This is a genomic window from Paenibacillus sp. DRB1-1 (assembly GCF_052119485.1).
GTDB classification, from domain to species: Bacteria; Bacillota; Bacilli; order Paenibacillales; family Paenibacillaceae; genus Paenibacillus; species Paenibacillus polymyxa_B.
This window is the reverse complement of the sequence record NZ_JBODQH010000001.1, coordinates 1,818,378-1,843,150: the sequence shown is the minus strand read 5'-3', so window position 1 is coordinate 1,843,150 and position 24,773 is coordinate 1,818,378. Positions and strand designations below refer to the sequence as shown.

Sequence of the window (24,773 nt, the reverse complement as noted above, 5' to 3'; positions counted from 1 at the left end):
TGTATCACCGAAAGGGGTTTTTAACCTTGAATAAAATCGTAGTTTATCAAGCGCGTCCTGACGAAGCGGCATACTTTGAGAAATTTGGGAATGAGTTTGACTTGGATATCAGATATGTGAATCAAGAGTTAAATGCCGAGACCGCAATTCATGCTCAAGACGCTGAGGCTGTAACGATACAAGGGAGCAATAAAGCGGACCGAGCAACTTTGCAAGCTTTAAGAAAGGTTGGGGTCAAGTATCTCGCACTAAGGAGCGCCGGATACAATTATGTAGATAGAGCTGCAGCAAAAGAGTATGGCATACGCTTTTCGAATGTTACTTACTCGCCCAATAGTGTCGCGGATTTTACCACGATGTTAATTCTAATGTGTGAACGTAGAGCACAACAGATTTTAGCGCGAGGCACCGTACAAGATTACACCTTGGCAGGTATTCAAGGTAGAGAAATCAGAAACTTAACTGTGGGGATTATAGGTACCGGCCAGATCGGAGCTACTGTTGCCAAAAATCTTTCTGGATTCGGATGTAACCTTATAGGTTACGATATTTACGAGAATGATAATCTAAGGGGTCTGATAGAGTATGTTTCGCTGGAAAAGCTAATCTCCACCAGTGATGTAATCACCCTGCATGCACCATTATTCGATAGCAACTACCATATGATCAATCGGGATAGTATCGCTAAAATGAAGGATGGCGTCTGCATCGTGAATTGTGGACGGGGACCACTGATCGATACCGAAGCGCTGATATATGGTATTGAGACGGGCAAAATAGGGGCTGCGGGGTTGGATGTCATTGAAGATGAATTGGGCATCTTTCATGAGGATCACCGTTTGAATGTCCTGAACAATCACCAACTGGCCATCTTAAAGGCATTTCCCAATGTCATTGTAACGCCACATACAGCATTTTATACTGATCAAGCGGTGAGTGATATGGTAGAAATTGCGCTAAAATCGCTCATATCTTTTATGAATAATGGCACTAGTCAGTGGGAAATACAACCATAGATAAACTTCGTATTTACATTCTAGCCGTAGCTATCAGACAAAATACTGGCGATGTGTAGCCGATTCGGGTGATCGGTGACTCCACTGGCTACTATGTTCAATGGGATCAGAAATCCCGCACTGTGCTTCTGTTCTCCCAAACAACCAACGAAAACGCTCGTGGTTTCATGTGGGGAGTGGGGAATAGTGGGAATACCGTTTATCTCGTAGGATCGATCCACCTTGCGGATGACAGTTTCTATCCACGAAGAATCTGAATGGTGCGTTGGACAATTACGATACTCTGGATGACAACGTGGATCAACTGGCTGAAATGTGGAAGTCAGGAGATGACGAGTAACTGCTCGAATTCACCAACAGCGGTCTACTGACCCTGAATATAACAAAGCAATGCTGACCGATCGGAATATCGGTATGGCCAATAAAATCGAGAGCTATCTTAACAGTGATGAAAAAGCAGAGTATTTCATCGTTGTTGGCGCAGGACACTATCTGGATTAGCATGGAGTCATCCAACTGCTGAAGGATAAGGCTACGATGTCGTACGTAAATAAGCAGTCGCAAAAAAGATGGGCCGATGGGCTCGTCTTTTTTTGTGCTTAGAAGACGATCAATCAGTAGCTAGAATCCCTAAAAAAGAATTCAGAGATTGCTGGACTTTTCTTGTATCTCCCGTTCTGATTGGTTCCATTATCATCGTATGTATAGCTTTGTTGTACAATAATGTATTCAAAAACAGACAATACCCAAAATTCTGGTTATAATCGTGGAAGATCAATTTTGAAGCACAAGATTGTAACGCAACGCTTTTACATTTAGGACTGGGGCTTTGTTCAAGTTAATGCATTGTTATGGTTCTTTCTGTAAACAAAATTACTCACATATTGTTAATATTGTATGGGTTTTGACCATTCCATTTAAGCTTGATACAATAGGTTAAACTAAGTGGAGATACTTCAATATAGAATGGTGTGGTCTAAACTTGCAACATGAAAACGAACTTTTGGATGTATGGTTGTCTTTGTCACACATCCATTCCACTTTAAATGATAAGTTAGAACAAGCTCTGCTACAAAATTATGATTTATCCTTGAAGGAGTTTTATGTGTTGGGTTTTATATCCAATTCTGAGGAAAAAAAATTACGACTGCAGCAACTTCAAGAATTGGTGGGGTTAAGTCAAAGTGCGACATCGAGACTCGTAGTTAGAATGGAAGCCAAAAACTGCGGGGCTTTACAAAGACATACATGCGAGGATGATCGACGAGGTGTGTATACTCGTATTACGGAACTTGGTGAAAATAAATTCCAGCGTGCACTTCAAACCTTTAATCAGGTTCTTCAATCAGAACTTCAGAAAGATGGAGTGAAGTCACAATTTCAAAATCTTACGCAAAAGCTGTTTTAGACTTTGCAACCTGTGTAACTCGTTCTTAGTTTCCTTAGGGTAATATGTGGCTTGAACGTTGTGCCACGAAAGGCTCTTTACAGGGGCTTAGTTTATTACCCTACACGATTCAAAAGAAATGTTATGAAGTGGAAAGCAACCATTTATATGATTGTGCATGCATATTTTAATTAGGCTTCCAACCATGTACGCATAGAAATGCCCTTCCGAAACTCCTCCTCATGAGGAGGAGTTTTATCGTCTGGAACCGCTGCCAGCCCCCTTTGCTTAAGAAACTGAAGCCGTATTGCGCTTTTCCTTGGCGTTGCCGCGGTCGCGACGACTCAGCAGAAACCCAACCAGAGATGCTGTAGATTGTTGGAAAATCATCCCGAGTACAACAGGCAGCGCTACCGGGGCCGGGAAGTAGGTGATGGCAAGCACGGCTCCCGCACTGATATTGCGCATGCCGCCGTTAAAGACAAGCGCCGTACGGTCTGCATTATTCCACCGCATCAGCCCTGATATCAGATAACCGATTGCATATCCAGTGGTAGCAAGGACGACTATGGATAGGCATACTCCGACAAGCTTGAGGTTAAAATCGACCAGATAAGGCGCGATGACAGATCCGTTAATCATGACGACAAGAGCCATAGCCAGCTTGGAGAACGGGCCTAGCCGAGGTCCCCATACCTGCTTGATCTTCCCTTTAGTCCATTCGTTCAACACCATGCCGATTAGCGAAGGAACGACAATCATCCAGAACAGGCTCTGCATCATCGCCCAGGTATCAAGTTGCACATCCGCTCCGATCAGCAGGGACATGATGCCCGGCACGGCGAATGGGGCCAAAATCGTATCAATTAAAATGATCGCCAATGTCAGCGCCGTGTTGCCTTTATAGATGTTGACCCACACGAAGCTGGAAATACCTGTAGGGATAGCTGCACCAAGAATAAGTCCAGTGATCGTATAAGGATCATTACTGAAGGCCAGATGCCCTAGCATCATGGCGAGAAGCGGCATGGCCAGGTGAAGAATAAACAGACAGGCGATCAGCGGACCAGGATGCTTTATCACATGGACAAAATCCTTAAACCCCATACTGATGCTGCCCGCGAAGGTCATGAATGCAAACAGCCAGGGAGAGAGTTCGGTATATTGTGACAACGGCGTACCGATCAGGACGCCAATTAGAATGCTGATTGGTGTAATTAGCGGCATAGCTGCATTTAGTCTTCGATTCAACGTGAGGAGCATACAAAACTTCCTTTTTTAACCTTAAGTATAGACCCTGCACCCCTGATTCGTAAATGATCTGTGACCTTGCGGTAGCCCGACAGAAGCAAATTTGAACGCTCCTGATGAACATAGATCACCCCTTCAAATTATTTCGGTATTCCAAAGGAGAACAGCCCATTATTTTTTTGAATAGCCTGGAGAAGTAGTAAGGGTCCCTAAAACCGAGTTGTATGCTAATTTCTTTAATAGAAGCATTCGTCAAATCCAAAAGCTGACTGGCCCTCTGTATCTTCATTCTTAAATAGTAATCGACAGGAGAGTAGCCGGTGGATTGCTTGAATATCAAGTTCAGATGCTGCTTGGATACCTGAACATGCCGACTAAGCTCCTCAAGCGAAAGGGTGGATTCCAATTGTTCACTCATATAGCGTGTTGCCTTATCCACATGACTCTGGTACGTACTGTCTTCCTTGCGAAATGCAACCGATACAACAAAACTCAGCAGATAACGGACAGTTTGCGATACTTGAACTAAATGTATGATGGAGTATGATTTGTTCAGTAAAAGGTCGTAACACTGATGAAATAGCTCTAGTAGTTTGACTTCATCACTGGAAGCCATCGAAATATACGTTTTAAAAGGCTCAAATAATGCCATAAAATCATCAGCTTGGTCCCCTTTAAGATGAAACCAGTAAATCGTCCAAGGATCTCCATCGTCAGCCCCATAAGCATGGGGCATGTCCCTGGGAATGTACGCAAAGCTTCGCTCCGTCATGTCAATCGTTAGGTTATCCTTTGTTCGTATCCAACCTTTTCCGCTGGTACAGTAGATAAATATATGAGAGTCACATCCGTGCATTCTTTCACGAAAATGATGGCGGGCATGGCTGAAGCAGCCTATATCCGTAATATATAGATCTTTTGTAAGCGGATTCATATTTAATTTATCCAGCATATAGGGTGGAAGGACATATAACTTTTCACCCTCAAATCCATCAGCTTTCTTATTCATAATCTATCCATCTCCTAGCCTTAGGCGGCTCTAATGATGAAATACGTATATAGTCCATCATAAACAGTGGATTGTCAATTGTCTGTACTGTCGCTTACTTGTAAGCTCTGAATATAAGAGCGACTATGAGGGAGTGATGGAATTGAGCATCTTCGACGCTAAGGCACGCGTGTGGGAGGAAACCGTGCAGATCCCCACGTATGGAATTGGCAAACCCGACAAAAATCCAATGTTTCTGGAGAAACGTGTCTATCAGGGAAGCTCCGGTCGAGTGTATCCGCATCCGGTAATTGATAAAATTGAGGATGAAAAGAAGCTTGAGAATTATCAGTTGGTTTTTCTGGAAAATAAATATCTGCGCATTGAGATCATGCCAGAGCTGGGAGGCCGCATTTATCGTGCGGTCGACAAGACCAACGGTTACGATTTTGTTTATTATAACAGGGTCATCAAACCAGCGCTTGTGGGCTTATTGGGGCCGTGGATATCTGGAGGCATTGAGTTCAACTGGCCCCAGCATCACCGTCCCAACACCTACGGACCTGTTGAATACAAGTTGGAAGAACATGAGGATGGAAGTGCAACGGTATGGGTGAGCGAAATTGATCGTATGTTCGGCACGAAAGTAACAGCTGGTTTTACACTTCAACCGGATAAAGCATACCTTAAAGTTGGGGCCCAGCTATACAACCGGACTGCCGAGCCTCAAACGTTTCTATGGTGGGCCAATCCAGCCATAGCGGTACACGAGCACACACAATCTGTTTTTCCTCCAGACGTATCAGCCGTGTTCGACCATGGAAAGCGAGATGTATCCCGTTTCCCAATTGCTACAGGCACTTATTATAAAATGGATTATTCTGAAGGCGTAGATATCTCCCGATATAAAAATATTCCTGTCCCCACTTCATATATGGCCTATAAATCGGATTATAATTTCATAGGTGGTTACGACCATATGAAACAAGCCGGGCTTTTGCATGTGGCTAACCATCACATCTCTCCCGGAAAAAAGCAATGGACATGGGGGAATGGCGAATTCGGCCAAGCTTGGGACCGGAATCTAACAGACGAAGACGGCCCCTACATCGAGTTGATGACGGGGATATATACCGATAACCAACCAGATTTCACTTGGCTTCAGCCGTACGAAGAAAAATCGTTCTCGCAGTATTTTATGCCTTACAAACATATTGGTATTGTCAAAAACGCTTCAATTGACGCAGCCGTTAATTTGGAATTAAATCGCAGCGAAGGGACGGCACAGATTGGAGTCTATGTAACTTCGTCATTTCGTGAGGCTGTTGTGGAATTAAGTAGTCAGCGGAAAGTTTATATCCAAGAAACCTTAGATCTGACACCTAATAAGGCCTTTATACAGAAGACAGTTATTTTGGCTGAGGATGAGGATTATGAACTATGCTTAACCGTCAAAGACGCGACCGGAAGGGAGCTGATTAGCTACCAGCCGAAGAAGAAGGAAGTTGAACAGATGCCGGCTGCTGCTGCCGCCCTGCCAGAACCGGAGGAATTAAGAACGAACGAAGAATTGTATTTAGCAGGACAACACTTGGAGCAATACCGTCATGCTACCTTTGAACCCGAGGCGTATTATCTTGAGGGCCTGAAAAGAGATAAAAATGACAGCCGCATAAATGTGGCATACGGTACGTTGCTTCTTCGTAGAGGATTGTATTTAGAAAGTGAAGAGTGCTTTCGTAAAGCCATCTCACGAGTAACCTGGCGTAACTCTAATCCCTATGATGGTGAGGCCTACTACCAGCTTGGTTTGTCGCTAAAATACCAAGAGCGGATGGATGAGGCGTTCGCTGCATTTTATAAATCAGTATGGAGTGCGGCATGGCAAGACAGCGGGTACTTCTCACTGGCACAGATTGCGACAGAAAAAGGGAACTATGAAGAAGCGTTGGAATTCGTGGAGCGCTCGACAATCCGAAATGCTCGCAACTACAAAGCACGCAACCTGAAGTCGGCTATTCTTCGTAAGCTTGGCAGCTACGAAGCGGCAATAGCCTATTCCAAGGAAACGATTAAGCTCGATATCGCCGATTTTGGAGCTTACCGTGAGCAAGCATTATCATTAGAGGCTCTCGGGTTACGAGATGATGCTAAAACGGTCTTTGAAGAGCTGGAAAAATGGATGCGTGGAGATGTGCATAATTATATAGCAGTAGCATCGGACTATGCGGCGGCGGGACTCTATGAGGATGCAGTATGTGTGTTGGAAGAAGCTCCAGAGCAGGCAAAAACATACCCTATGCTGTATTACGTTCAGGCCTTCTGCTATGCTAAAATCGGCAAGCATGAGCAGGCGAACTATGCTCTCGCTCAGGCCGCAGTTGCAGTTCCCGACTACTGCTTTCCTAACAGTCTGTTTGAGTTGGATGTATTACAATTTGCAATTCGAACAAGACCGGGGGATGGAAAGGCGCATTATTACTTAGGTAATTTACTCTATGACAAGAAACGGCATTGGGATGCCATTTCCAGCTGGGAAACGTCTCGTTCCATTGACGATACTTACCCCGTTGTTCACCGTAATCTTGCTCTTGGATATTTTAACAAACAAGGCCAAGTAGAGAAGGCTCGTCATTCGTTAGAGCAGGCATTTGCGTGCAATACTTCAGACGCGCGTGTTCTTTATGAGCTTGACCAGCTGTATAAGAAGCTGAACATCAAGCCCAACGACAGATTGAACCTAATGGAGAGGTATCCGGGAATCATAAAGCTTCGCGATGATCTGTTTTTAGAATATGTAACCGCTCACAATGCGATGAAGCAGCATAAAATAGCGTTGTCCTTGCTGACAGGGAGAATATTTCATCCATGGGAAGGCGGAGAGGGGAAGGTAACTGGACAGTATAGGCTTGCCAAGGTAGAGCTTGCGAAGTCCGACCTGAGGTCTGGGCAGATTGAACAGGCTGTAAAAGGGCTGCAGGAGGCTTTAGTATATCCAGAGAATCTTGGCGAAGGTAAGCTAGAGGGTTCCCAAGATAACGATATCTATTATTATTTGGGCTGCGCGTATGAGCTATTGAAATTAACAGATGAGGCAAAGCAGGCTTTTTCCACGGCCTCTCAAGGACTGGGGGAACCCATTAACGCCATGTATTATAACGATCAACAGCCAGATATGATATTTTACCAAGGAGTGGCCTGGCAGAAACTTGGTTATGCGAAGGAAGGAAAGCGTCGATTCAACAAGCTCATTGATTACGCCGAAAGGCACTTGTTTGAGCCCGTGAAAATGGATTATTTTGCGGTCTCGTTACCCGACTTTCTCATCTTTGAAGATGACCTGAATATTCGTAATCAGGTTCATTGTACTTATATGAAAGCACTTGGTTTGCTTGGATTAGGAAGACAGGACGAAGCTATCTTGCATTTTGAATCGGTGCTTAAGCTGGAAGCTAACCATCAAGGAGCATTGAACCATATGGACTGGAGCTGGGAGGGGAAATCAAATGAGTAAACTCATGAGAAATGTACCGCGCAAATTGACAATCACCATGTGGGACTTTTCTTGGTATACAATGACGCAGGAAGGTGAGCCCTACAGCGATCTTGAAGCCCGTTTTAAAGAAGCGGTCGAAAGAGGCTACAATACGATCCGAATATGTGCTATGCCATTCATGTTGTTTACAGCGGATGGCAAACGTCCTGGACCCTTGGAGTTTGCTAACCTTGGGGAAGTAGGCCAGCGTACGCGTTGGTATAACTGTCGTGGCGGCGCAGTACTGGACGGGCACGCTCATTTACTTGAACTGTTTAGACAAGCAAAGGCTCATAACTGTTACATTATGTTATCCTCTTGGGAATATCAGCAGAGTCCCAGCTTTCTGGCTCATGCTGAGCTTAGAGATGAATTAGCTGCAATACCTCCTAAGGAGAGATTTATGGCCATTGCAAAATCAATGGATCAGTTGATCCGTTTCGTCACAGCAGAAGGCTATAGGAACCAGATCATCTATACAGAGTTGCATAACGAAGTGGAATTTGGGCAGTTAAACGCCGTCGGAACGTCTGAAGGCATAGCCGAAACGAATGTACCAGCACTAATTGAAGCCATGCAGCCCTATGTAGAAGAAGCGATTGAATATCTTCGCCAATGTTATCCCGATATTATGATGACGGCAAGCTATACGTTAAATGAAGCCTACCCTAAAGCTTACGTCGCGCGCAATATGCAGGTTGCCCATTTTCATCTTTATATTAAAGGGGTGCTCAATGAGCTTATGGAAGCGGCAGGGCTTTATGATGAGTTGGCGCCGTTCCCCAATCCATTCGTACAATCCCTATTAAGAGAAGATGCTCCTCCATTTGCAAAGTGGACCCTGCCTCCGGAGCAGAATTGGCGGATGGAAGGCAATCCGGTCGGCATGAGGCTTATTTATTTACACGACTGGGTAGATCCCGACCAATGGGACTTATTTTTGTACGATCGGTATGGAGACCATAAAATTGCCATGTTGCAGAAGGCCGACACCCGTTTGGAAGAGATTCATGAATGGACTCGTCATTCCGGCATTCCAATAGTCATAGGAGAAGGTTATGTAGGCTACACGCCGCTGTATGCCCAATTTGAAGAAGGCCCAGTCGGCAAATTTATCGCTGAATATGTGTTGCGAAAAGGAATGGCACTTGGGTTCTGGGGAATGACCCTCTGTTCTAACTGTGCTCCCCATCATCCATTCTGGAATGATATCGCCTGGCAGCGCAAGTGGAATCAATTTATCCTGAATTCAGATTAACGAGTGAGGGGAGTGAACTCCATGAGAAACTATCGGGTTACAGTCAAAGACGATCAAAAGCATATTGTTAAAGGACATATCAAACTTGGCGGAACCAATCCAAAAGGAGAGGAAATCGGATTCACCAACTATTTTATGGAGAAGGACGGAGAGCCCTTTTTCGGTATTTGTGGTGAATTCCATTATGCCCGTTATGATGAACGCTATTGGGAAGACGAAATTATTAAAATAAAAATGGGCGGCGTAAACATCATTGCCACTTATATTTTTTGGAACCTACATGAAGAAGTTGAAGGTATTTTTAATTGGAGTGGGAACAAGAATCTTCGTCGTTTCATCGAGTTGTGCGGTAAACATCAGGTATACTCCATCATTCGGATCGGCCCCTTCAATCATGGGGAAATTCGAAACGGCGGTATGCCGGATTGGTTATTTGGTCGACCATTTGAGGTTCGTTCTAATGATGAGGGGTATCTGTTCTATACGAGAAGATTGTATAACGAAATTGGTGCCCAGGTTAAAGGGCTGCTATATAAGGAAGGGGGGCCGATTATCGGCACCCAAATCGAAAACGAGCATAATCATTCATCTGCCCAGTGGGCCTTGACTGTAGGAATTAATGATATGTGGTTAAACAGCGGAAGTGACGGTAACTCGCATATGTTAAAACTTAAAGAAATGGCTCTGGAAGCAGGGATTGATACTCCGATCTATACGTGCACAGGATGGGGAGGAGCGACAACTCCTGTACCTGATATGCTGCCATTATGGGGCGGGTATGCCTATTGGCCATGGATCTACTACGAAGAGGGACGGATGGAGGGGATGAACGAGCATCCTGCGACACCGGAATACATTTTCCGAGACAAGCATAATAACAAGATTCCAAAGAGCTACAATTTTGAGCCTCAATACGCGCCTGAAGACTATCCGTACGCTTGCTGTGAAATGGGTGGCGGTATGGTTCAGTTTTATAAATATCGATTCGCATTTCCCTACCGCAGTGTTCCAGCGATGACTGTCATGAAGGTTGCAGAAGGCTGTAACCTGATCGGATACTACATGTATCATGGGGGTTCCAATCCTCGAGGTAAGGTTAACCCGTTCACAAATGATCTAGCCACCCCTAAAATATCCTATGATTTCAACGCCATGATCGGCGAATTCGGTCAAGTAAGGGAATCATACCAAAGAACAAAGCTGCAGCATTACTTTTTTTCAACGTTCCAAAAGCAATTCTCACTAACAAAGACTATTCTGCCTGGGGATACGTCCCATATGGACCCTTACGATGTGGATACGTTACGATATGCAGTGCGATCCAGTGCCGGATCGGGTTACCTGTTTCTAAATAATTTCCAAGACCATGCCGAAAATTACGACCTGTGCGATTTTAATGTGAGCATTGAGCTGCCCGAGGAAACGATTGTAATCCCTAGTCAAGGTGAACTGACGTTAGGACGTGATAGTTATGCCATATTGCCATTTAACTTCAATTTAGATGGAATGAAGCTCAAATATGCTACGGCACAGCTGATAACAAGGATAGAAGAGGATGGAGAAGCATATTATTTTTTCTTTGTACCAGAGGGCATGCAAGGAACGTATGTAATGGAGTCAAAAGATATAATCAGTGCCACAATCGACAAAGGTTCGATAGATCAATTGGATGGGAGCACGATCATTAAGGTTGCTGAAGAGGAGGATAGTCTCATCCATCTGGTATCTGAAAGTGGTCAAAAAGTTGCCATCTACACGATGACTGATGAGCAAAGTCTTACATTTTGGAAGGTAAACATGCAAGGCCGGGACAGAGTCATTTTGACAAATGCCAATCTACTTGTATCTGAGGGCGATCTAAGGCTGGAATCAACGGACCGAGAAATGGTAACCCTGAGTGTATTCCCGGATTTTGGCGCCTCATTCACATCTATTTCCGGTGGAGAACTGCTTGAAATAACAGAAAATAATTTATTCAAAACGTATCGTTTAAAGGCTCCTAAGAAAGAAATCCATTTCAATTTGAAAAGGATAAATAACGATAAATTTATCATTGATTTCGAATTAGATGCCTTTCACGGAATCAAGGAAGCTCTGCTGCGTATCCATTATACTGGAGATATCGGTTATGCTTTTATGGATGGCGAACTGATCAACGATAATTTCTGCAACCATACGACCTGGGAAATAGGCTTGAAAGCATTTGAACATCGGCTCATCGAGCAAGGGTTGTACGTATATGTTTCCCCCATTCGAAAGGGTAAGGTTCTCAATAGCAATACGACCATGGCTGGCTGGAAAGAGACGACAAAGGAACGTATTGTAGATATCGGTTCGGTTAGCCTTGTGCCTGTATATGAAATCAAAATCACCATATAACCCAGAAGGTTATATGGTGATTTTTTCCCAGATTAATTTCACATAAAGTAGGGGGCAAGTGAATACATGAGTCTTTTTACTTTCTTAATGTGTTTTTAGTAGATACCGGCTTTTTTCGATGTTTCTTTGATCCCGTTGCTTCCGTTAACTACAGTTTTGCCCCAATCCGTCAGATTGCCATTAGGTCCTGTTACAAGATCAAGGTAGGAAAGGTTGGAACTATTACCATACCAGGACCAGGCTAACCAGCCTACTCCTTTGGATTGGCCATATCTCATGATTTCTGTCTCGTCGACGTCTGCTCCCTGGTGGTAACCGCCAAATTCACCAATAATCAGAGGAAGTCCTTGATTCAGAACGTTATCAATATTGGTTCGAACAGTTTGAACATCTTTACCCGCGAACTCATACATATGGATGGAGAATACCGTATTCTTCAAAGAATCAGCTGCAAATACAGATTTACCAAAGTCATTGATAGACTGAGGATATTGTCCCCATCCGGCACAATCGACGATGATCGTATTTTTGATACCTGCGTTTCTCAACTTGGGAATTGCTTGCTTGTATCCATCAGCCCAACCACTTCCATTCCAAGAACCATACCATTCGTTCGCAATGTTTACGATAACCCGGTCTTCCTTGCCGATCAGAGCATCCTTTATGCTAATCCAGTAGTTCACAGCTGTATCCAAAGACGCATAGTCGTCTTTGCCTGTAGCGTCATGAACTTCAAGTACAGCAATCATTTTATGGTTGGAGACAAGAGAGATAATATTTTTCACGGAATTAATGTCATCCTTGGTGTACTGATTTCCGTTAGAAAGGACAATTCGGACGGTATTAGCACCTGTCTGGGCAATTGCCGGGATAGCTGTATAAAGATCATTTTTGTACCATGTGTGAGCATGATTGACGCCTCTCATAACAAATGGCTTGCCTGTAGAATCATACAATTTGGTACCGCTTACATAAAATCCTGAAGCAGCTTCTACCTTGGAGAAAACTCCTCCTAAACCAATCATGATGAGCAAGCCGACCAGTCCAGACAATAATGCTTTTCTTAACAATACCTTCATTTTTATTCCTCCCTAAATATATTATTCAACTTCCTGCTATACAGAGATGAAGTAGGTATGTAAGTGTGTAAATAGCAGTAAGCTAAACACGAATTAAGCGCTTTCATTTTGGGGAAAAGTTATTTTTGTTATTCTATCATTTGAGTTTTTGTTATTCAATTGATTTTTTTTAGTTATTTTTTGTGTTTTCTAAGCATAAACACATAGATTTATTATTTAAGTGTGATTTTCTATGGTTTGATAGTGTTTATTGCTTATAATTGTTTGGAATTTAGTTTATTTTAATGAAAATAACCTAACTTTTTTGCTTTAATATATTTTATTTATGTAGATAAACCTAATGTTGTACTCGGTTAATTATCTTGAACAAAGGCGAGATCTAATCGGACAGCAATACCTAAGCTTCACCGCGATATTAAATTATAGTATGATATTCTTGTGAAAAATTTTACCAGAGTGAATAGGGGCAAGCTGATGAGAAAACCAATCATTGCAGTCGATATGGACGATACCATCTGCCATCTCGTCAAACGAGCCATATACCATAACAATAGTGAATTTCCCACTCATCCGCTTCGGTATGAAGAAATGTTAGATTGGAACACCGATCATCTACGTCATCCCAAAAGCACGCACGATGTATTTTATGGGCGACCGGGTTTGTTTGAGGAACTTGAACTGTATGACGATTATGTTGTAGAAGAGATGGAGAAGCTTTGCAATGCTTTTGATGTCATTATTGTGACAGCGGCAGAACCCAAGACCGTCGTAGAGAAATGGAACTGGCTTCAAAGACATATGCCATTCATTCCGATTGAGAACTTTTTCCCATGTAAACGAAAGAACCTGATTAACTATGATCTCCTGATTGATGATGGTCCTCATAATTTAGTGCCTGCGCTAGAGGAGGGGAAAAAGGTGCTTTGCATTCCTCATCCATGGAATCTGAGAGCAAGAGAGCAATATGAGTTCCCCGTCATGACATCCTGGCAAGGAGCAAAAGAACGAATCGACTCCATTTTAGGAGTACTGTATAAATAGTAGAACCATTCGTAAAACAGCTGGCTCCTTTGGAACTGGCTGTTTTGCTAGAAAGAATAGCACTTATAATTGAATTAAAATGGTACAATTGATATGCATTATCCATGAGGAGGGAACGTGTATGACCATGACTATGGGTCAGATTGTGAATCATCTGACCAAGGGGATAAGCATACCCAACACCACCGTAGATCTGCTGGACCCAAGATATATAGATACTGAGGTACAAGGAATTGTAACCGCTTTCTCCGCTTCGCAGCATGTGATAGAACAAGCTATTTCTCTAGGTGCAAATTTTATCATTACGCATGAGGGCATCTTTTATAGTCATCAGAGAATGCATGAATGTTTACTACATGATCCTGTTTTTTTGCAAAAATCTCGCCTCATTGCCGATGCAGGTATAGGCATTTATCGGTTTCATGACGCCATACATCGTTATCAACCGGATGGAGTGATGGTTGGGCTTCTTCAGGCGCTTGGCTGGCACAACTACATTGTAAAGCAGCAGCCGACGGCCGCCATTTTGACTATTCCGGCTATGGAGGTTAAGGAGATCGCTGAATATATCAAAGCCAAACTACGTATTCGTTATGTACGGGTGGCTGGCGAGGTTTCCATGCCATGTGAACGAGTGGGAATCTCAGTAGGATACAGGGGAGGTGGTGAACTAGCCATTCCATTATTTCTAAATGAAAATGTGGATTTAGTCATTGCCGGTGAGGGCCCAGAATGGGAAACACCAGAATATGTTAAAGATGCTGTCTATCAAGGGCAAAGTAAAGCACTTATCATGCTGGGACATGCTGAAAGTGAAGCACCTGGGATGAAGTATCTCGCAGATGTACTTTCCGCCCAATTTCCAATGCTCCCCGTACACTTTATAGAAGATCGCCCGGTGTTTCAAATATTGTAATGACAACACGTCTTTTGTGATGGTCATCCCGCACTGTTGTTATATCCGTTCATCCACTTTATAAAATGGAGGCAAGATGATGGGAAGCAGAGTGATTATGCCGTTCAAAACAGACTGGAGATTTATAGAAGGTAATTACGCAGGGGCTGAGAAAATGGACTACAACGATGAGCATTGGAGGCTCCTTCAAGTCCCTCATGATTGGAGCATTGAAAAGTCCTTTGATTCACATATGCTGTATGGTGGCAATCAAGCTTATTTGCCGAGATGGTCTGTCGGATGGTACAGAAAGCATTTTAATGTGAAGCCCTCCTCTCCAAAACAGCGCGTATACATACAATTTGATGGCATTCACAGTAACAGTGAGGTTTGGATCAATGGGCATTTTGTGGGCAAGCGACCCTATGGATATGTTAGCTTTCAATATGATTTGACTCCATATATTCGGTGGGATGAGGAGAATGTGATTGCCGTCAAAGTGGACAATACGATTCTTTCACCTGATAGATGGTATTCGGGGGCCGGTATTTATCGTAATGTTTGGCTGATTTGTACGGATTATATTCATATAACCGAATGGGGGACTTACATTACCACACCTGAAATTTCGTCAGATGAAGCCAAGGTGACTGCCAGAATCCAGGTCACTAATCATCACGCGCATGACGTAGAGTGTACGATTATGACTGAAATGCTGGACCCACAGGGACAGATCAAAGGAAAAGTGGAAAACCGAGTCACTCTTTCGGGCTGTGAAACGAGGGAAATAGAGCAAAAAACGCGAGTTATAGAGCCAGAACTATGGTCACCGGACAACCCAGTGCTCTACGAAGCCCAGACGACGATCTATTGCGACAATACAGAGGTGGATCGTTATTGCACCCCTTTTGGTATAAGAGAAGTGAAGCTGGATACACAAAAAGGCTTATTGCTGAACGGAAGCAACTTAAAGCTAAAGGGAGTGTGCATTCACCATGATTTAGGCTGCCTGGGGGCTGCTTACCATGATACAGCCATGAAGAGAAGGCTGCAGAAACTGAAAGAAATGGGCTGTAACTCGATTCGTTTTGCTCATAACCCGATGGCGCCCGAATTATTAGATTTATGTGATCAGATGGGGTTCTTGGTGGTTGATGAAGCTTTTGACAAATGGAAGTCTCTTTTCTATGAGCATTTGTATGATGAGTGGTGGGAAAAAGATCTGGAAGCAATGTTGCTCAGGGACAGGAACCATCCCAGTGTTTTCATGTGGAGCGTTGGGAATGAAGTGGAGAATCAAGGTCAGCCATCCATGCTCAAAATGTTGGAGCAACTTGTGGGCTTCTGCCATGAAAAAGACCCAACCCGACCGGTTACATGTGCGCTTGAGCCGCATAATACACCGATCAGCTTGCGTGAGGGTTCAATTGAGGCCAAAGTGGAGCATACCAAACAACTGGCACAACGAGTGGATATTCTGGGGTTAAACTATCAGGAGCAGTGGTATGAGCACTATAGAGCGGCCATGCCGGATACGCTTATCCTTGGAACCGAGACGTTCCCGTACTATCGGGGTAAGGATAACCGTGTTAAAGGTTATTTGCCCCTAAATCCCTGGTTTGATGTCACTAATCATGATTATGTGATCGGTCAATTTGTTTGGAGTGGAATTGACTATTTGGGAGAAACGAGCTATCCCTCCAAAGGGTGGTCTTCGGGCCTGATTGATACTTGCGGGTTCCGCAAACCAGTATCTTATCTCCAACAAAGTTTATGGTCTAATCAGCCTGTTGTGCACATAGCCGCATTTAACGAACATATGAAATCGGAATTTAATCCGACATGGACGATGCACTGGAAATCTCCGGCCATGGAAGGTCACTGGACATTTCCTGAATACGGTGGAAAATTGATACGGTTGGTTACCTTCACCAATTGTGAGAGCGTGGAATTGATCGTGAATGATGAATCATACGGTGAGAGGAAGCTAGTGGATTACCCTAATCATTTAATCCTATGGGAGCTTCCCTATACACCGGGCAAAATCCGGGCTGTGGGTCGTAATGGAAACGAGAAGGTTTGTGAGCATGAATTGACTACTGCCGGGCTTCCTTATGCTCTAAAGTTGGAGGCTGATCGGGTAATTCTACCTGCTGATGGGCATGAGATATCTCATGTGGAAGTAACCGTCATAGATCAAAACGGGATCATTGTACCTAACCAGGATTTTGAATTAACCTTTAAACTGCATGGTGATGGTCGTATCCTTGGAATAGACAATGGGGATCTTACCAGCGATGAATCCTTCAAGGGGAATGAGAGACGAACACACAGAGGAAGGTGTCTCGTTGTTGTACAATCCGGTTATGTAGCTGGTGAGTTGTTGCTTCAAGCATCAGCAGAGGGAGAGTTGCAGGGAGAAACCAGACTGAAAACAGAAGAACAACCCAAATGATAAATCAAGGTTGATTCAGTATAGAGCTTGTATAGTTTAATTAAAAGGTCTGAATAGGTGATGAGTGCTTATGCTCTACCTGTTCAGACCTTTTTTTATGTTTGCAGCAGACGGTCAATAGCGATCTATGACTATAATTCTCTTTTTGACAAATAGTTTGGATACGAATAGAATGACTAATTATAATATATCTTATTAAAAGATTAATAAAAAGTGGTGATAAGGAGATAAGTGAATGCCAGTAGAATCATCCATGAATCCCAGGGTAATTCGTAACATTTTATTTTTGTTATTCGCTTTACCGGGTGTAGCTTTTGCTTCCTGGGTGTCTCGAACGCCTATTATACGGGATATTTTACATGTCTTGACTGCCGAAATGGGAATTATAATTTTTGTATTAGCTGCAGGTTCTTTAGTGGGACTACTTAGTGCAGGCAATATGATTTCTCGTATAGGTGGACGGGCGGTCATTTTGGGAAGTGCGATTTTGATTGTGATCGGTTTTGTCATTGTAGGGTTGGGAACTGCATTTTCGCTCACGAGCATCGTGTTTGCTGGTTTGGTCATCTTTGGAGGTGGCTATGGGACAGCAGAAGTAGCTCTTAATGTCGAAGGCTCTGCGGTAGAAAATCAATTACAAAAAACTCTTTTGCCCGCTTTTCACGGTTCATTTAGTATGGGGACACTTGTAGGCGCTGCCATCGGTTCTGGAGCAGCGGCACTACACATACCTGTTGTGGTCCATTTTGGAGCTATGGCTGTCATGATTGCAGCAGTAACCTTCTATTTTTATCGTTTTCTGCCCCGCGATACAGGTATAGAGAAAGAAGTTCCTACTCAAAAGGCTGGATCTAATCTCAAGGCGCAGCTTGCTGTATGGAAAGAAAGACGGATTTTATTGATCGGTATCATCGTGTTAGGTATGGCATTTGCAGAAGGGTCTGCGAATGACTGGCTGCCGCTAACGATGGTAGATGGTTATGGCGTGGATTCTTTAACAGGTTCCTATATGTATGGACTATTTGTGGCAGCGATGACCATTGGACGTTTTACTGGCGGATTCATACTGGATAAATACGGCCGTGTCCCTGTGTTGAAAGGGAGTGCTATCCTGGCCGCTATCGGTATCATTCTAGTGATCTGGGGACAGCATTACCTCATAGCTGGACTGGGCGTCGTATTATGGGGGCTTGGAGCCTCACTTGGTTTTCCTGTGGGTTTATCTGCTGCCGGAGATGACCCTCGTGGTGCAGCTATCCGCGTTGGAGCCGTAGCCACGATCGGTTACATTGCCTTTTTAGTAGGTCCCCCAGGCTTAGGGTTTTTAGGTGAACATGTTGGCCTTCTGCATGCCTTGATTGTAGTTCTTGTTGGCGTTATTGTTGCTGGTTTGATATCGGGTGCAGCCCAACCTATTGGGATGAAAGAAAAGAAATCAGATTAAAATATAAAGGGGATTGTTTCATGACTATGAAAACGGAAAAACAAAAGATGATGGATGGGGAACTTTATGTAGCTGCTGATCCTCAATTAACGAATGAAAGAGAGTATGCGAGAAGATGTGTACGTCTCTTTAATCAGACGGCAGAGACGGATCGTGAGTACCGTGAAAAGTTACTAAAGGAGCTTTTCGGATCAACTGGTGAAAATATAGGCATGGAACCCAACATACGTTGTGACTATGGGTACAACATCCATGTTGGGGAGAATTTCTACGCTAACTTTGACTGTACCATTTTGGATGTTTGCGAAGTGCGCATTGGAGACAATTGTTTCATGGCTCCAGGAGTCCATATTTACACAGCAACTCATCCCATAGATCCGTTTGAACGAATCGCTGGCCCAGAGTATGGAAAACCTGTAACAATTGGCAACAATGTATGGATCGGCGGTAGAGCAGTTATTAATCCCGGTGTTACGATAGGTAATAATGTCGTAGTGGCATCAGGAGCAGTAGTAACCAAGGATGTTCCAGATAACGTAGTTGTAGCTGGAAATCCAGCACGAATAATTAAGCAAATTGAAATCTCCTGAACAGCATACAGGCAAATCGTTTAATGTACCAATGATCCTATTAAAAAGAGCTCCTTATTTTAATAGGATCATTTAATTTGAAGACTTGATCACTTAGGATCTCTTGGTGGACTATATAGAGTAATAAATAATCATATTCATCCGGACTAGTGTTGCTTCTGAATTATAGTAAATGTGTGGGCGGTCTGCTTTAAACCGGATTGAATCTCCAGCTTTAACCGTGTATATTTCCTCACTGACTTTTACCACCATCTCACCCTCAAATACGGTAATAAATTCTTCAGTACCTTCACGGTGCGGCGCTGAACTTAGTTCTCCGCCTGCTTCAATCTCTACGGTGTAAACCTCAAAATTTCTACTGCCTTCATAGGGGAAAAACGGATACAAACGATAGTGATTATTTTCTTCAAGCACTTGTACTTTGCTTTTAGGAACGACTACCGCATCTGAAGGTGGTTCATTAATCAGAGCAGTGAAAGAGATTTTCAAGCCGTTCGCAATTTTCCATACAGTTGTAATCGAGGGATTAGATTCTCCCCGCTCAATCTGACCGAGCATCGTTTTACTGATCCCCGTCAGATCAGCTAATTTATCTAAACTTAATTTTCTTTCATTTCTTAGATATTTCAAATTTTTACTTAAAATCAGATTAATATTCTCCATAATTCTTCGCTCCTATTGTGCTTTATAAAGAACATATTGTACAATCATAAAGTACAAATGTACGTTTGAACGTACATTTCATTCAATTATAACATACGGGAGTTGATTATTACATGCCGTTTATTCCGTTCCTTTCTTATGCACTTGTTAGCAGCTTTACGCCAGGTCCCAACAATATTATGTCTTTAGACAGTGCCAGGCGGTTAGGTTTGAAAAAAGCATTCCCATTCTTGCTGGGAGTAACAGCAGGCTGTTTCGCCATTATGCTGTTAGCTTGCTATTTTAATCTTGCTTTGTATCATTTTTTGCCACGGGTTAAGATCTGGATGAATGTTCTCGGCAGTCTGTATATGCTTTATCTGGCGGTGAAAATTGCAAAGAGCAAATCCTCTACGGAGGATAATGATCACAATGAGGGATATTCCTTCAAATCAGGACTGTTGCTGCAATTTATCAATTTAAAAATCATTTTGTATGGTATTACGGTCATTTCAACGTTTGTAATGCCTTATGATGTATCGTATATAGAGCTTATTACGATTTCATTACTCCTGACCTGTATTGGTTTTGTAGCTGTAGTGAGCTGGGCGATTTTTGGCGCTGTGTTTCAACGTTTCTTGAATAAGCATGAGCGTTCCTTCAATATCATAATGTCCTTATTGCTCCTTTATAGTGCACTATCGATATGGATGTAAAAGAGCACCTTAATCATCATAAAAAAGAAAGGTTCCTGACCATAGGCAGGAGCCTTTTTTTCGTGTGAATTGAGCTTATTCTACGAGTCATAACATACAATCGGACAGAATGGATGAGTCTCCTGATCATTTAGCTGCAAAACGGGTATTACCTTAATATATAAAGCTGTTGACATCTTGTATATACATGACTTAATCTTGTATATACAAGATGTTGAAAGCGTTATATTATTTTTTACGCTACTTCATTTCGCAAGAAAGGAATGAGCATGAATGGAAGCAATGAACAAGACTTTAATTCCTCAAGATAAGGACTGGTGGCGCAAATCAGTGGTCTATCAGGTTTATCCCAAAAGTTTTAACGATACAACGGGCAAAGGAACCGGCGATATAAGAGGACTGACGCAAAAGCTGGATTATTTAAAAAAACTGGGTGTGGATATTGTCTGGTTGCAGCCTGTATATGTCTCACCACAACGTGATAACGGGTATGATGTAGCTGATTATTTCCAGATTAATCCTGATTATGGAACAATGCAGGATTTTGAAGAATTAAGCGAGGGAATCCGGGCACGTGGGATGTACCTAATGATCGACATCGTGGTTAACCATTCTTCCACAGAACATGCCTGGTTCCAGAAGGCACGGCTTTCTAAGGATAGTGAGTATAGGGACTACTATATCTGGCGTGATCCAGCACCCGATGGTGGACCTCCAAACAATTGGGTTTCCAAATTTGGTGGACCAGCTTGGCAATATGACGAGGCAACAGGCCAATATTTCCTGACACTGTTTGATAAGACTCAGGCGGATCTAAACTGGGAAAATCCCAAAGTCCGTCAGGAAGTTGTCAATCTGCTGGAATTTTGGGCTGAGAAGGGAGTCAGTGGTTTCCGACTGGACGTCATTAATTTGATTTCCAAGGATCAGCAATTCTCGGACGATGATAGAAGCACAGCTCCTGGCGACGGACGCAAGTATTATACGGACGGTCCACATGTGCATGAATACATCCATGAATTACATGAGAAAGTATTTGCCAAACAGAATAGCGTCACTGTGGGTGAGATGTCCTCCACCTCATTGGATCACTGCATCCGTTATTCCAATCCAGAGAGAAAAGAATTGTCCATGACCTTTAATTTTCATCATTTGAAGGTGGATTATCCAAATGGACAAAAGTGGGAATTGATGCCATATGATTTTGAAATGTTGAAAAAGCTATTCTCGGATTGGCAAACGGGCATGCAACAGGGTGGCGGCTGGAGTGCATTGTTTTTTAATAATCATGATCAGCCAAGGGCGATCTCTCGCTTTTTGGATGATGGAGAATACCATGTAGAAAGCGCCAAGCTGCTGGCAACCACGCTACATGGTCTACAAGGAACGCCTTATATATTTCAAGGTGAAGAGATTGGGATGGCCAATCCGCAGTGGGCAGACATTGAAGAGTTTCGGGATGTTGAATCTCTGAATATGTATCGTATCTTACAGGAGCAAGGCAAAAGTGCAGAAGAAGCATTGAATATTATTCGAGAGCGGTCTCGTGATAATTCGAGAACACCGATGCAGTGGGATAGCACTCGCAATGCGGGCTTCACTACAGGAACTCCCTGGATTAAGGTAGATGAACGATATCCACAGATTAATGTTCAGACTCAGTTAGAGGACCCGAACTCTGTCTACCACCATTACCGTAAGCTAATTCATCTGCGTAAGACGGTGGAAGTCATTACCGATGGAAATTATCAACGCTTGGACGAAGCTCATCCTCAGGTCTACGCCTATCAACGCAGCAATGAAGAGGAGACTTTGATCGTCATCTCTAATTTTAGCGGACAGAATACGCAATTCCGTATACCGGATTCATTTTATTCACAATTAAACAATCAAGCGTTGGATGCGGCTGAGCTCTTAATTGGTAATACCCAGCACGCCCCAGAGCTAAAACAAGTGATCTCTTTAACCCCATATGCTTCATATATGTGGATGGTTCGTAGCCTTAGTGAATAGTATGGAGACATCTAGTAGCACCCCGGGCACGTTATCTTTGATAACCGGGGTTGCTACTTTAAAATGAGCGAACGTTAAGGGAGTGGGCTAAATGGCGATTGAAAGATCACAGGTAGAAGACATTATAAAAGCCGTTGGTGGCAAAGACAACATAGAGGCCTCTACGCATTGCGTAACTCGTCTGCGATTTGCCCTTTATGATGATAAGCTGGTTGATAAAGATGCACTTGAACAAAATGATCTGGTCAAAGGCCAATTTTCTTCACAAGGACAGTATCAGGTCGTGATTGGCCCAGGTCTGGTGGATAAGGTATATGACGAAATGATCTCCATTACAGGAGGTAGTCGGGCTTCTAAAGACGATGTCAAAAATGCGGCAAGCAAAAAACAAAATCCAATTCAGCGTGCCATCAAGACGCTGGCAGATATTTTCATCCCTATCTTGCCCGCAATCGTGACTGCAGGCTTATTGCTTGGAATAAATAATATTTTGACAGGCAAGGGAATCTTCTTCGAAGGAATGGCTCTGGTTCAGGTCTATCCTCAATGGACCGACTTTGCTGCTATCATTAACACCATTGCCAGCACCGCGTTTACATTTCTACCTGCCTTAATTGGATGGTCTGCCGTTGTACGATTTGGCGGCAGTCCTTTACTCGGGATCGTACTGGGCTTGATTCTGGTTCATCCGGATCTGCTAAGTGCATACGGTTATGCAGATGCCGTTACCAAAGGAACTGTTCCGGTTTGGAATTTGTTTGGGTGGGAAGTGAACAAGATTGGTTATCAAGGACAGGTTTTACCCGTTTTAGTATCCGCTTACGTGCTCGCGCAAATGGAGAAATTCCTAAATAAGAAGATAGCGGATTCATTTAAACTGTTACTTGTAGCACCGATTACATTATTAATCACGGGATTTCTGGCTTTTACAGTGATCGGTCCGGTTACTTTTATGATTGGTAATGCTATTACGTCTGGTCTTGTATACGTTTTCGATTTGGCTCCTGCGCTGGGAGGTCTGATTTATGGTGGCTTGTACTCCTTGCTCGTGATTACGGGAATGCACCATACTTTCCTAGCGGTGGACGTGCAATTAATTGGTACGCAGGGTGGAACATTCCTCTGGCCGATGCTGGCGCTGTCCAATATCGCTCAGGGTGCCGGAGCACTGGCCATGATGCTGGTATTGAAGGAGCAAAAGGGAAAAGGATTGGCTCTTACCTCTTCAGTGTCTGCATTTCTGGGTGTAACCGAGCCTGCCATATTCGGAGTGAATATCCGCTATAAATATCCGTTTGTATTCGCAATGATCGGTTCCGGTATTGCAGGTATATTGCTCACCGTAAATCATGTGATGGCTTCTTCCATTGGTGTGGGCGGGATTCCAGGCTTCTTGTCTATTTTTCCAAACAACTGGGGTGTATTCTTCATCGGGATGGCGATCGTGTTAATTGTGCCGTTCGCTTTAACCTTTATGTATGGAAAACTGCTAAATAAGCGCCGTCAGGCTGCACCAGCCAATGATTCCGTACGGAAAGACTCGCTTCCGCAAAATACCGCACTAGATGTGCTTGAAGTGAGGACTCCCGTACGAGGACGTGTTGTACCGTTAGAACAAGTTCCTGACCCGGCTTTTGCCGAACGGCAGATGGGGCAAGGTATTGCAGTGGAACCGAAGGACGGCAAGATTCTTGCCCCATTCAGCGGAAAAGTTATTCATATCATGATGAAAAGCAAGCATGCCTTGATTTTGGAGCATTCGACAGGTGTACAGATTCTGGTACATGTGGGAATCAATACGGTGTCACTGAAGGGTGAGGGATTCACCATGCATGTGGAGACCAATCAAACCGTGGAGCAAGGACAACTATTGATGGAATTTGACCGTGATCTGATTCAGAAATCGGGATACCCCATTATTACACCAGTCATTGTCCCGGATGGTCAGAGCATGATTGAATCAGTTGAGGAACTGCCAGGTGAGGCAGACGATTTGCAGTACACCTTAATGAGAATTCATTTGAATTCTTCATCAGACAATACGAATTAAGTCCGATTCATTCGCACAGCCTATTTTAGTGAAC

Annotated in this window: 19 protein-coding genes; 15 read left to right on the top strand and 4 right to left on the bottom strand. The window is 43.4% G+C overall.

The window, feature by feature from the left end; translation table 11 throughout:
• Positions 1 to 26: 26 nt before the first annotated feature.
• The 4 genes from ACQW03_RS08095 (at position 27) to ACQW03_RS08080 (ending at position 2,424) form a co-directional block, all read left to right on the top strand.
• Positions 27 to 1,016 (top strand): D-isomer specific 2-hydroxyacid dehydrogenase family protein, encoded by a 990-nt coding sequence (locus ACQW03_RS08095; protein WP_441949170.1) that lies wholly within the window; start codon positions 27 to 29, stop codon positions 1,014 to 1,016.
• 390 nt (positions 1,017 to 1,406) lie between these two features.
• Positions 1,407 to 1,517 (top strand): TraB/GumN family protein, encoded by a 111-nt coding sequence (locus ACQW03_RS08090; protein ID WP_441949168.1) that lies wholly within the window; start codon positions 1,407 to 1,409, stop codon positions 1,515 to 1,517.
• A 68-nt stretch (positions 1,518 to 1,585) separates the two neighbouring features.
• A complete protein-coding gene (locus ACQW03_RS08085) occupies positions 1,586 to 1,780 on the top strand; it encodes an HPP family protein (RefSeq protein ID WP_441949166.1) in 195 nt (64 codons plus the stop codon).
• 218 nt (positions 1,781 to 1,998) lie between these two features.
• Positions 1,999 to 2,424 carry a MarR family winged helix-turn-helix transcriptional regulator gene (locus tag ACQW03_RS08080; RefSeq protein WP_025719952.1) on the top strand — a complete coding sequence of 142 codons (426 nt, stop codon included), beginning with the start codon at positions 1,999 to 2,001 and terminating at the stop codon, positions 2,422 to 2,424.
• Positions 2,425 to 2,691: 267 nt separating this feature from the next.
• Here ACQW03_RS08080 and ACQW03_RS08075 read toward each other — a convergent pair whose 3' ends face one another.
• A complete protein-coding gene (locus tag ACQW03_RS08075; RefSeq protein WP_441949164.1) occupies positions 2,692 to 3,666 on the bottom strand; it encodes a bile acid:sodium symporter family protein in 975 nt (324 codons plus the stop codon).
• 115 nt (positions 3,667 to 3,781) lie between these two features.
• Positions 3,782 to 4,663, bottom strand: coding sequence for an AraC family transcriptional regulator (locus ACQW03_RS08070; RefSeq protein ID WP_071639430.1), 882 nt, complete (start codon positions 4,661 to 4,663; stop codon positions 3,782 to 3,784).
• 136 nt (positions 4,664 to 4,799) lie between these two features.
• Here ACQW03_RS08070 and ACQW03_RS08065 point away from each other — a divergent pair, with 136 nt between their 5' ends.
• Genes ACQW03_RS08065 through ACQW03_RS08055 form a run of 3 tightly spaced genes read left to right on the top strand, consistent with a single transcriptional unit; the run spans position 4,800 to position 11,814 of the window.
• Entirely contained in the window at positions 4,800 to 8,156 is a 3,357-nt protein-coding gene (locus ACQW03_RS08065; protein ID WP_441949162.1) for a DUF5107 domain-containing protein, read from the top strand.
• Complete coding sequence (locus tag ACQW03_RS08060; RefSeq protein ID WP_441949160.1) at positions 8,149 to 9,435, top strand: cellulase-like family protein; 1,287 nt, start codon at positions 8,149 to 8,151, stop codon at positions 9,433 to 9,435. The genes ACQW03_RS08065 and ACQW03_RS08060 overlap by 8 nt, the downstream gene beginning before the upstream one ends.
• A gap of 21 nt (positions 9,436 to 9,456) precedes the next feature.
• Positions 9,457 to 11,814: a beta-galactosidase gene (locus tag ACQW03_RS08055; RefSeq protein WP_441949158.1), complete on the top strand. Its 2,358-nt coding sequence runs from the start codon at positions 9,457 to 9,459 to the stop codon at positions 11,812 to 11,814.
• Between the two features lie 95 nt (positions 11,815 to 11,909).
• Here the strand turns inward: ACQW03_RS08055 and ACQW03_RS08050 are convergent, their stop codons facing one another.
• Positions 11,910 to 12,893, bottom strand: coding sequence for a glycoside hydrolase family 5 protein (locus ACQW03_RS08050; protein WP_441949156.1), 984 nt, complete (start codon positions 12,891 to 12,893; stop codon positions 11,910 to 11,912).
• Positions 12,894 to 13,367: 474 nt separating this feature from the next.
• Between ACQW03_RS08050 and ACQW03_RS08045 the strand changes: the two genes are divergently transcribed.
• The 5 genes from ACQW03_RS08045 to ACQW03_RS08025 all read left to right on the top strand — a co-directional run bounded on the left by ACQW03_RS08045 (position 13,368) and on the right by ACQW03_RS08025 (position 19,318).
• On the top strand, positions 13,368 to 13,934 hold the full coding sequence (locus ACQW03_RS08045; RefSeq protein ID WP_071639435.1) for a 5' nucleotidase, NT5C type: 567 nt from the start codon (positions 13,368 to 13,370) through the stop codon (positions 13,932 to 13,934).
• 121 nt (positions 13,935 to 14,055) lie between these two features.
• Positions 14,056 to 14,850, top strand: a complete 795-nt coding sequence (locus ACQW03_RS08040) for a Nif3-like dinuclear metal center hexameric protein (protein ID WP_441949153.1) — start codon at positions 14,056 to 14,058, stop codon at positions 14,848 to 14,850.
• 79 nt (positions 14,851 to 14,929) lie between these two features.
• Positions 14,930 to 17,284 (top strand): glycoside hydrolase family 2 TIM barrel-domain containing protein, encoded by a 2,355-nt coding sequence (locus tag ACQW03_RS08035; protein ID WP_441952343.1) that lies wholly within the window; start codon positions 14,930 to 14,932, stop codon positions 17,282 to 17,284.
• Positions 17,285 to 17,519: 235 nt separating this feature from the next.
• Positions 17,520 to 18,728: an MFS transporter gene (locus ACQW03_RS08030; RefSeq protein ID WP_441949151.1), complete on the top strand. Its 1,209-nt coding sequence runs from the start codon at positions 17,520 to 17,522 to the stop codon at positions 18,726 to 18,728.
• Between the two features lie 20 nt (positions 18,729 to 18,748).
• Positions 18,749 to 19,318 carry a sugar O-acetyltransferase gene (locus ACQW03_RS08025; protein ID WP_071639444.1) on the top strand — a complete coding sequence of 190 codons (570 nt, stop codon included), beginning with the start codon at positions 18,749 to 18,751 and terminating at the stop codon, positions 19,316 to 19,318.
• A gap of 111 nt (positions 19,319 to 19,429) precedes the next feature.
• On the opposite strand, the gene ACQW03_RS08020 is transcribed toward ACQW03_RS08025, so the two are convergent.
• Entirely contained in the window at positions 19,430 to 19,984 is a 555-nt protein-coding gene (locus ACQW03_RS08020) for a helix-turn-helix domain-containing protein (RefSeq protein ID WP_441952341.1), read from the bottom strand.
• Positions 19,985 to 20,094: 110 nt separating this feature from the next.
• On the opposite strand from ACQW03_RS08020, the gene ACQW03_RS08015 reads away from it, so the two are divergent.
• The 3 genes from ACQW03_RS08015 (at position 20,095) to treP (ending at position 24,739) form a co-directional block, all read left to right on the top strand.
• A complete protein-coding gene (locus ACQW03_RS08015) occupies positions 20,095 to 20,676 on the top strand; it encodes a LysE family transporter (protein WP_023986882.1) in 582 nt (193 codons plus the stop codon).
• A 273-nt stretch (positions 20,677 to 20,949) separates the two neighbouring features.
• A complete protein-coding gene (gene treC / locus ACQW03_RS08010) occupies positions 20,950 to 22,689 on the top strand; it encodes an alpha,alpha-phosphotrehalase (protein ID WP_441949148.1) in 1,740 nt (579 codons plus the stop codon).
• 91 nt (positions 22,690 to 22,780) lie between these two features.
• Positions 22,781 to 24,739, top strand: coding sequence for a PTS system trehalose-specific EIIBC component (gene treP, locus ACQW03_RS08005; RefSeq protein WP_071639447.1), 1,959 nt, complete (start codon positions 22,781 to 22,783; stop codon positions 24,737 to 24,739).
• The last annotated feature ends 34 nt before the right edge of the window (positions 24,740 to 24,773 follow it).

Coding starts and splice junctions, on each gene's coding strand:
- ACQW03_RS08090 (WP_441949168.1), top strand. CDS start 1,407: ATGCTGACCGATCGGAATATCGGTATGGCCAATAAAATCGAGAGCTAT.
- ACQW03_RS08085 (WP_441949166.1), top strand. CDS start 1,586: ATGGGCCGATGGGCTCGTCTTTTTTTGTGCTTAGAAGACGATCAATCA.
- ACQW03_RS08075 (WP_441949164.1), bottom strand. CDS start 3,666: ATGCTCCTCACGTTGAATCGAAGACTAAATGCAGCTATGCCGCTAATT.
- ACQW03_RS08070 (WP_071639430.1), bottom strand. CDS start 4,663: ATGAATAAGAAAGCTGATGGATTTGAGGGTGAAAAGTTATATGTCCTT.
- ACQW03_RS08065 (WP_441949162.1), top strand. CDS start 4,800: ATGGAATTGAGCATCTTCGACGCTAAGGCACGCGTGTGGGAGGAAACC.
- ACQW03_RS08060 (WP_441949160.1), top strand. CDS start 8,149: ATGAGTAAACTCATGAGAAATGTACCGCGCAAATTGACAATCACCATG.
- ACQW03_RS08055 (WP_441949158.1), top strand. CDS start 9,457: ATGAGAAACTATCGGGTTACAGTCAAAGACGATCAAAAGCATATTGTT.
- ACQW03_RS08050 (WP_441949156.1), bottom strand. CDS start 12,893: ATGAAGGTATTGTTAAGAAAAGCATTATTGTCTGGACTGGTCGGCTTG.
- ACQW03_RS08045 (WP_071639435.1), top strand. CDS start 13,368: ATGAGAAAACCAATCATTGCAGTCGATATGGACGATACCATCTGCCAT.
- ACQW03_RS08040 (WP_441949153.1), top strand. CDS start 14,056: ATGACCATGACTATGGGTCAGATTGTGAATCATCTGACCAAGGGGATA.
- ACQW03_RS08035 (WP_441952343.1), top strand. CDS start 14,930: ATGGGAAGCAGAGTGATTATGCCGTTCAAAACAGACTGGAGATTTATA.
- ACQW03_RS08030 (WP_441949151.1), top strand. CDS start 17,520: ATGCCAGTAGAATCATCCATGAATCCCAGGGTAATTCGTAACATTTTA.
- ACQW03_RS08025 (WP_071639444.1), top strand. CDS start 18,749: ATGACTATGAAAACGGAAAAACAAAAGATGATGGATGGGGAACTTTAT.
- ACQW03_RS08015 (WP_023986882.1), top strand. CDS start 20,095: ATGCCGTTTATTCCGTTCCTTTCTTATGCACTTGTTAGCAGCTTTACG.
- treC (WP_441949148.1), top strand. CDS start 20,950: ATGGAAGCAATGAACAAGACTTTAATTCCTCAAGATAAGGACTGGTGG.
- treP (WP_071639447.1), top strand. CDS start 22,781: ATGGCGATTGAAAGATCACAGGTAGAAGACATTATAAAAGCCGTTGGT.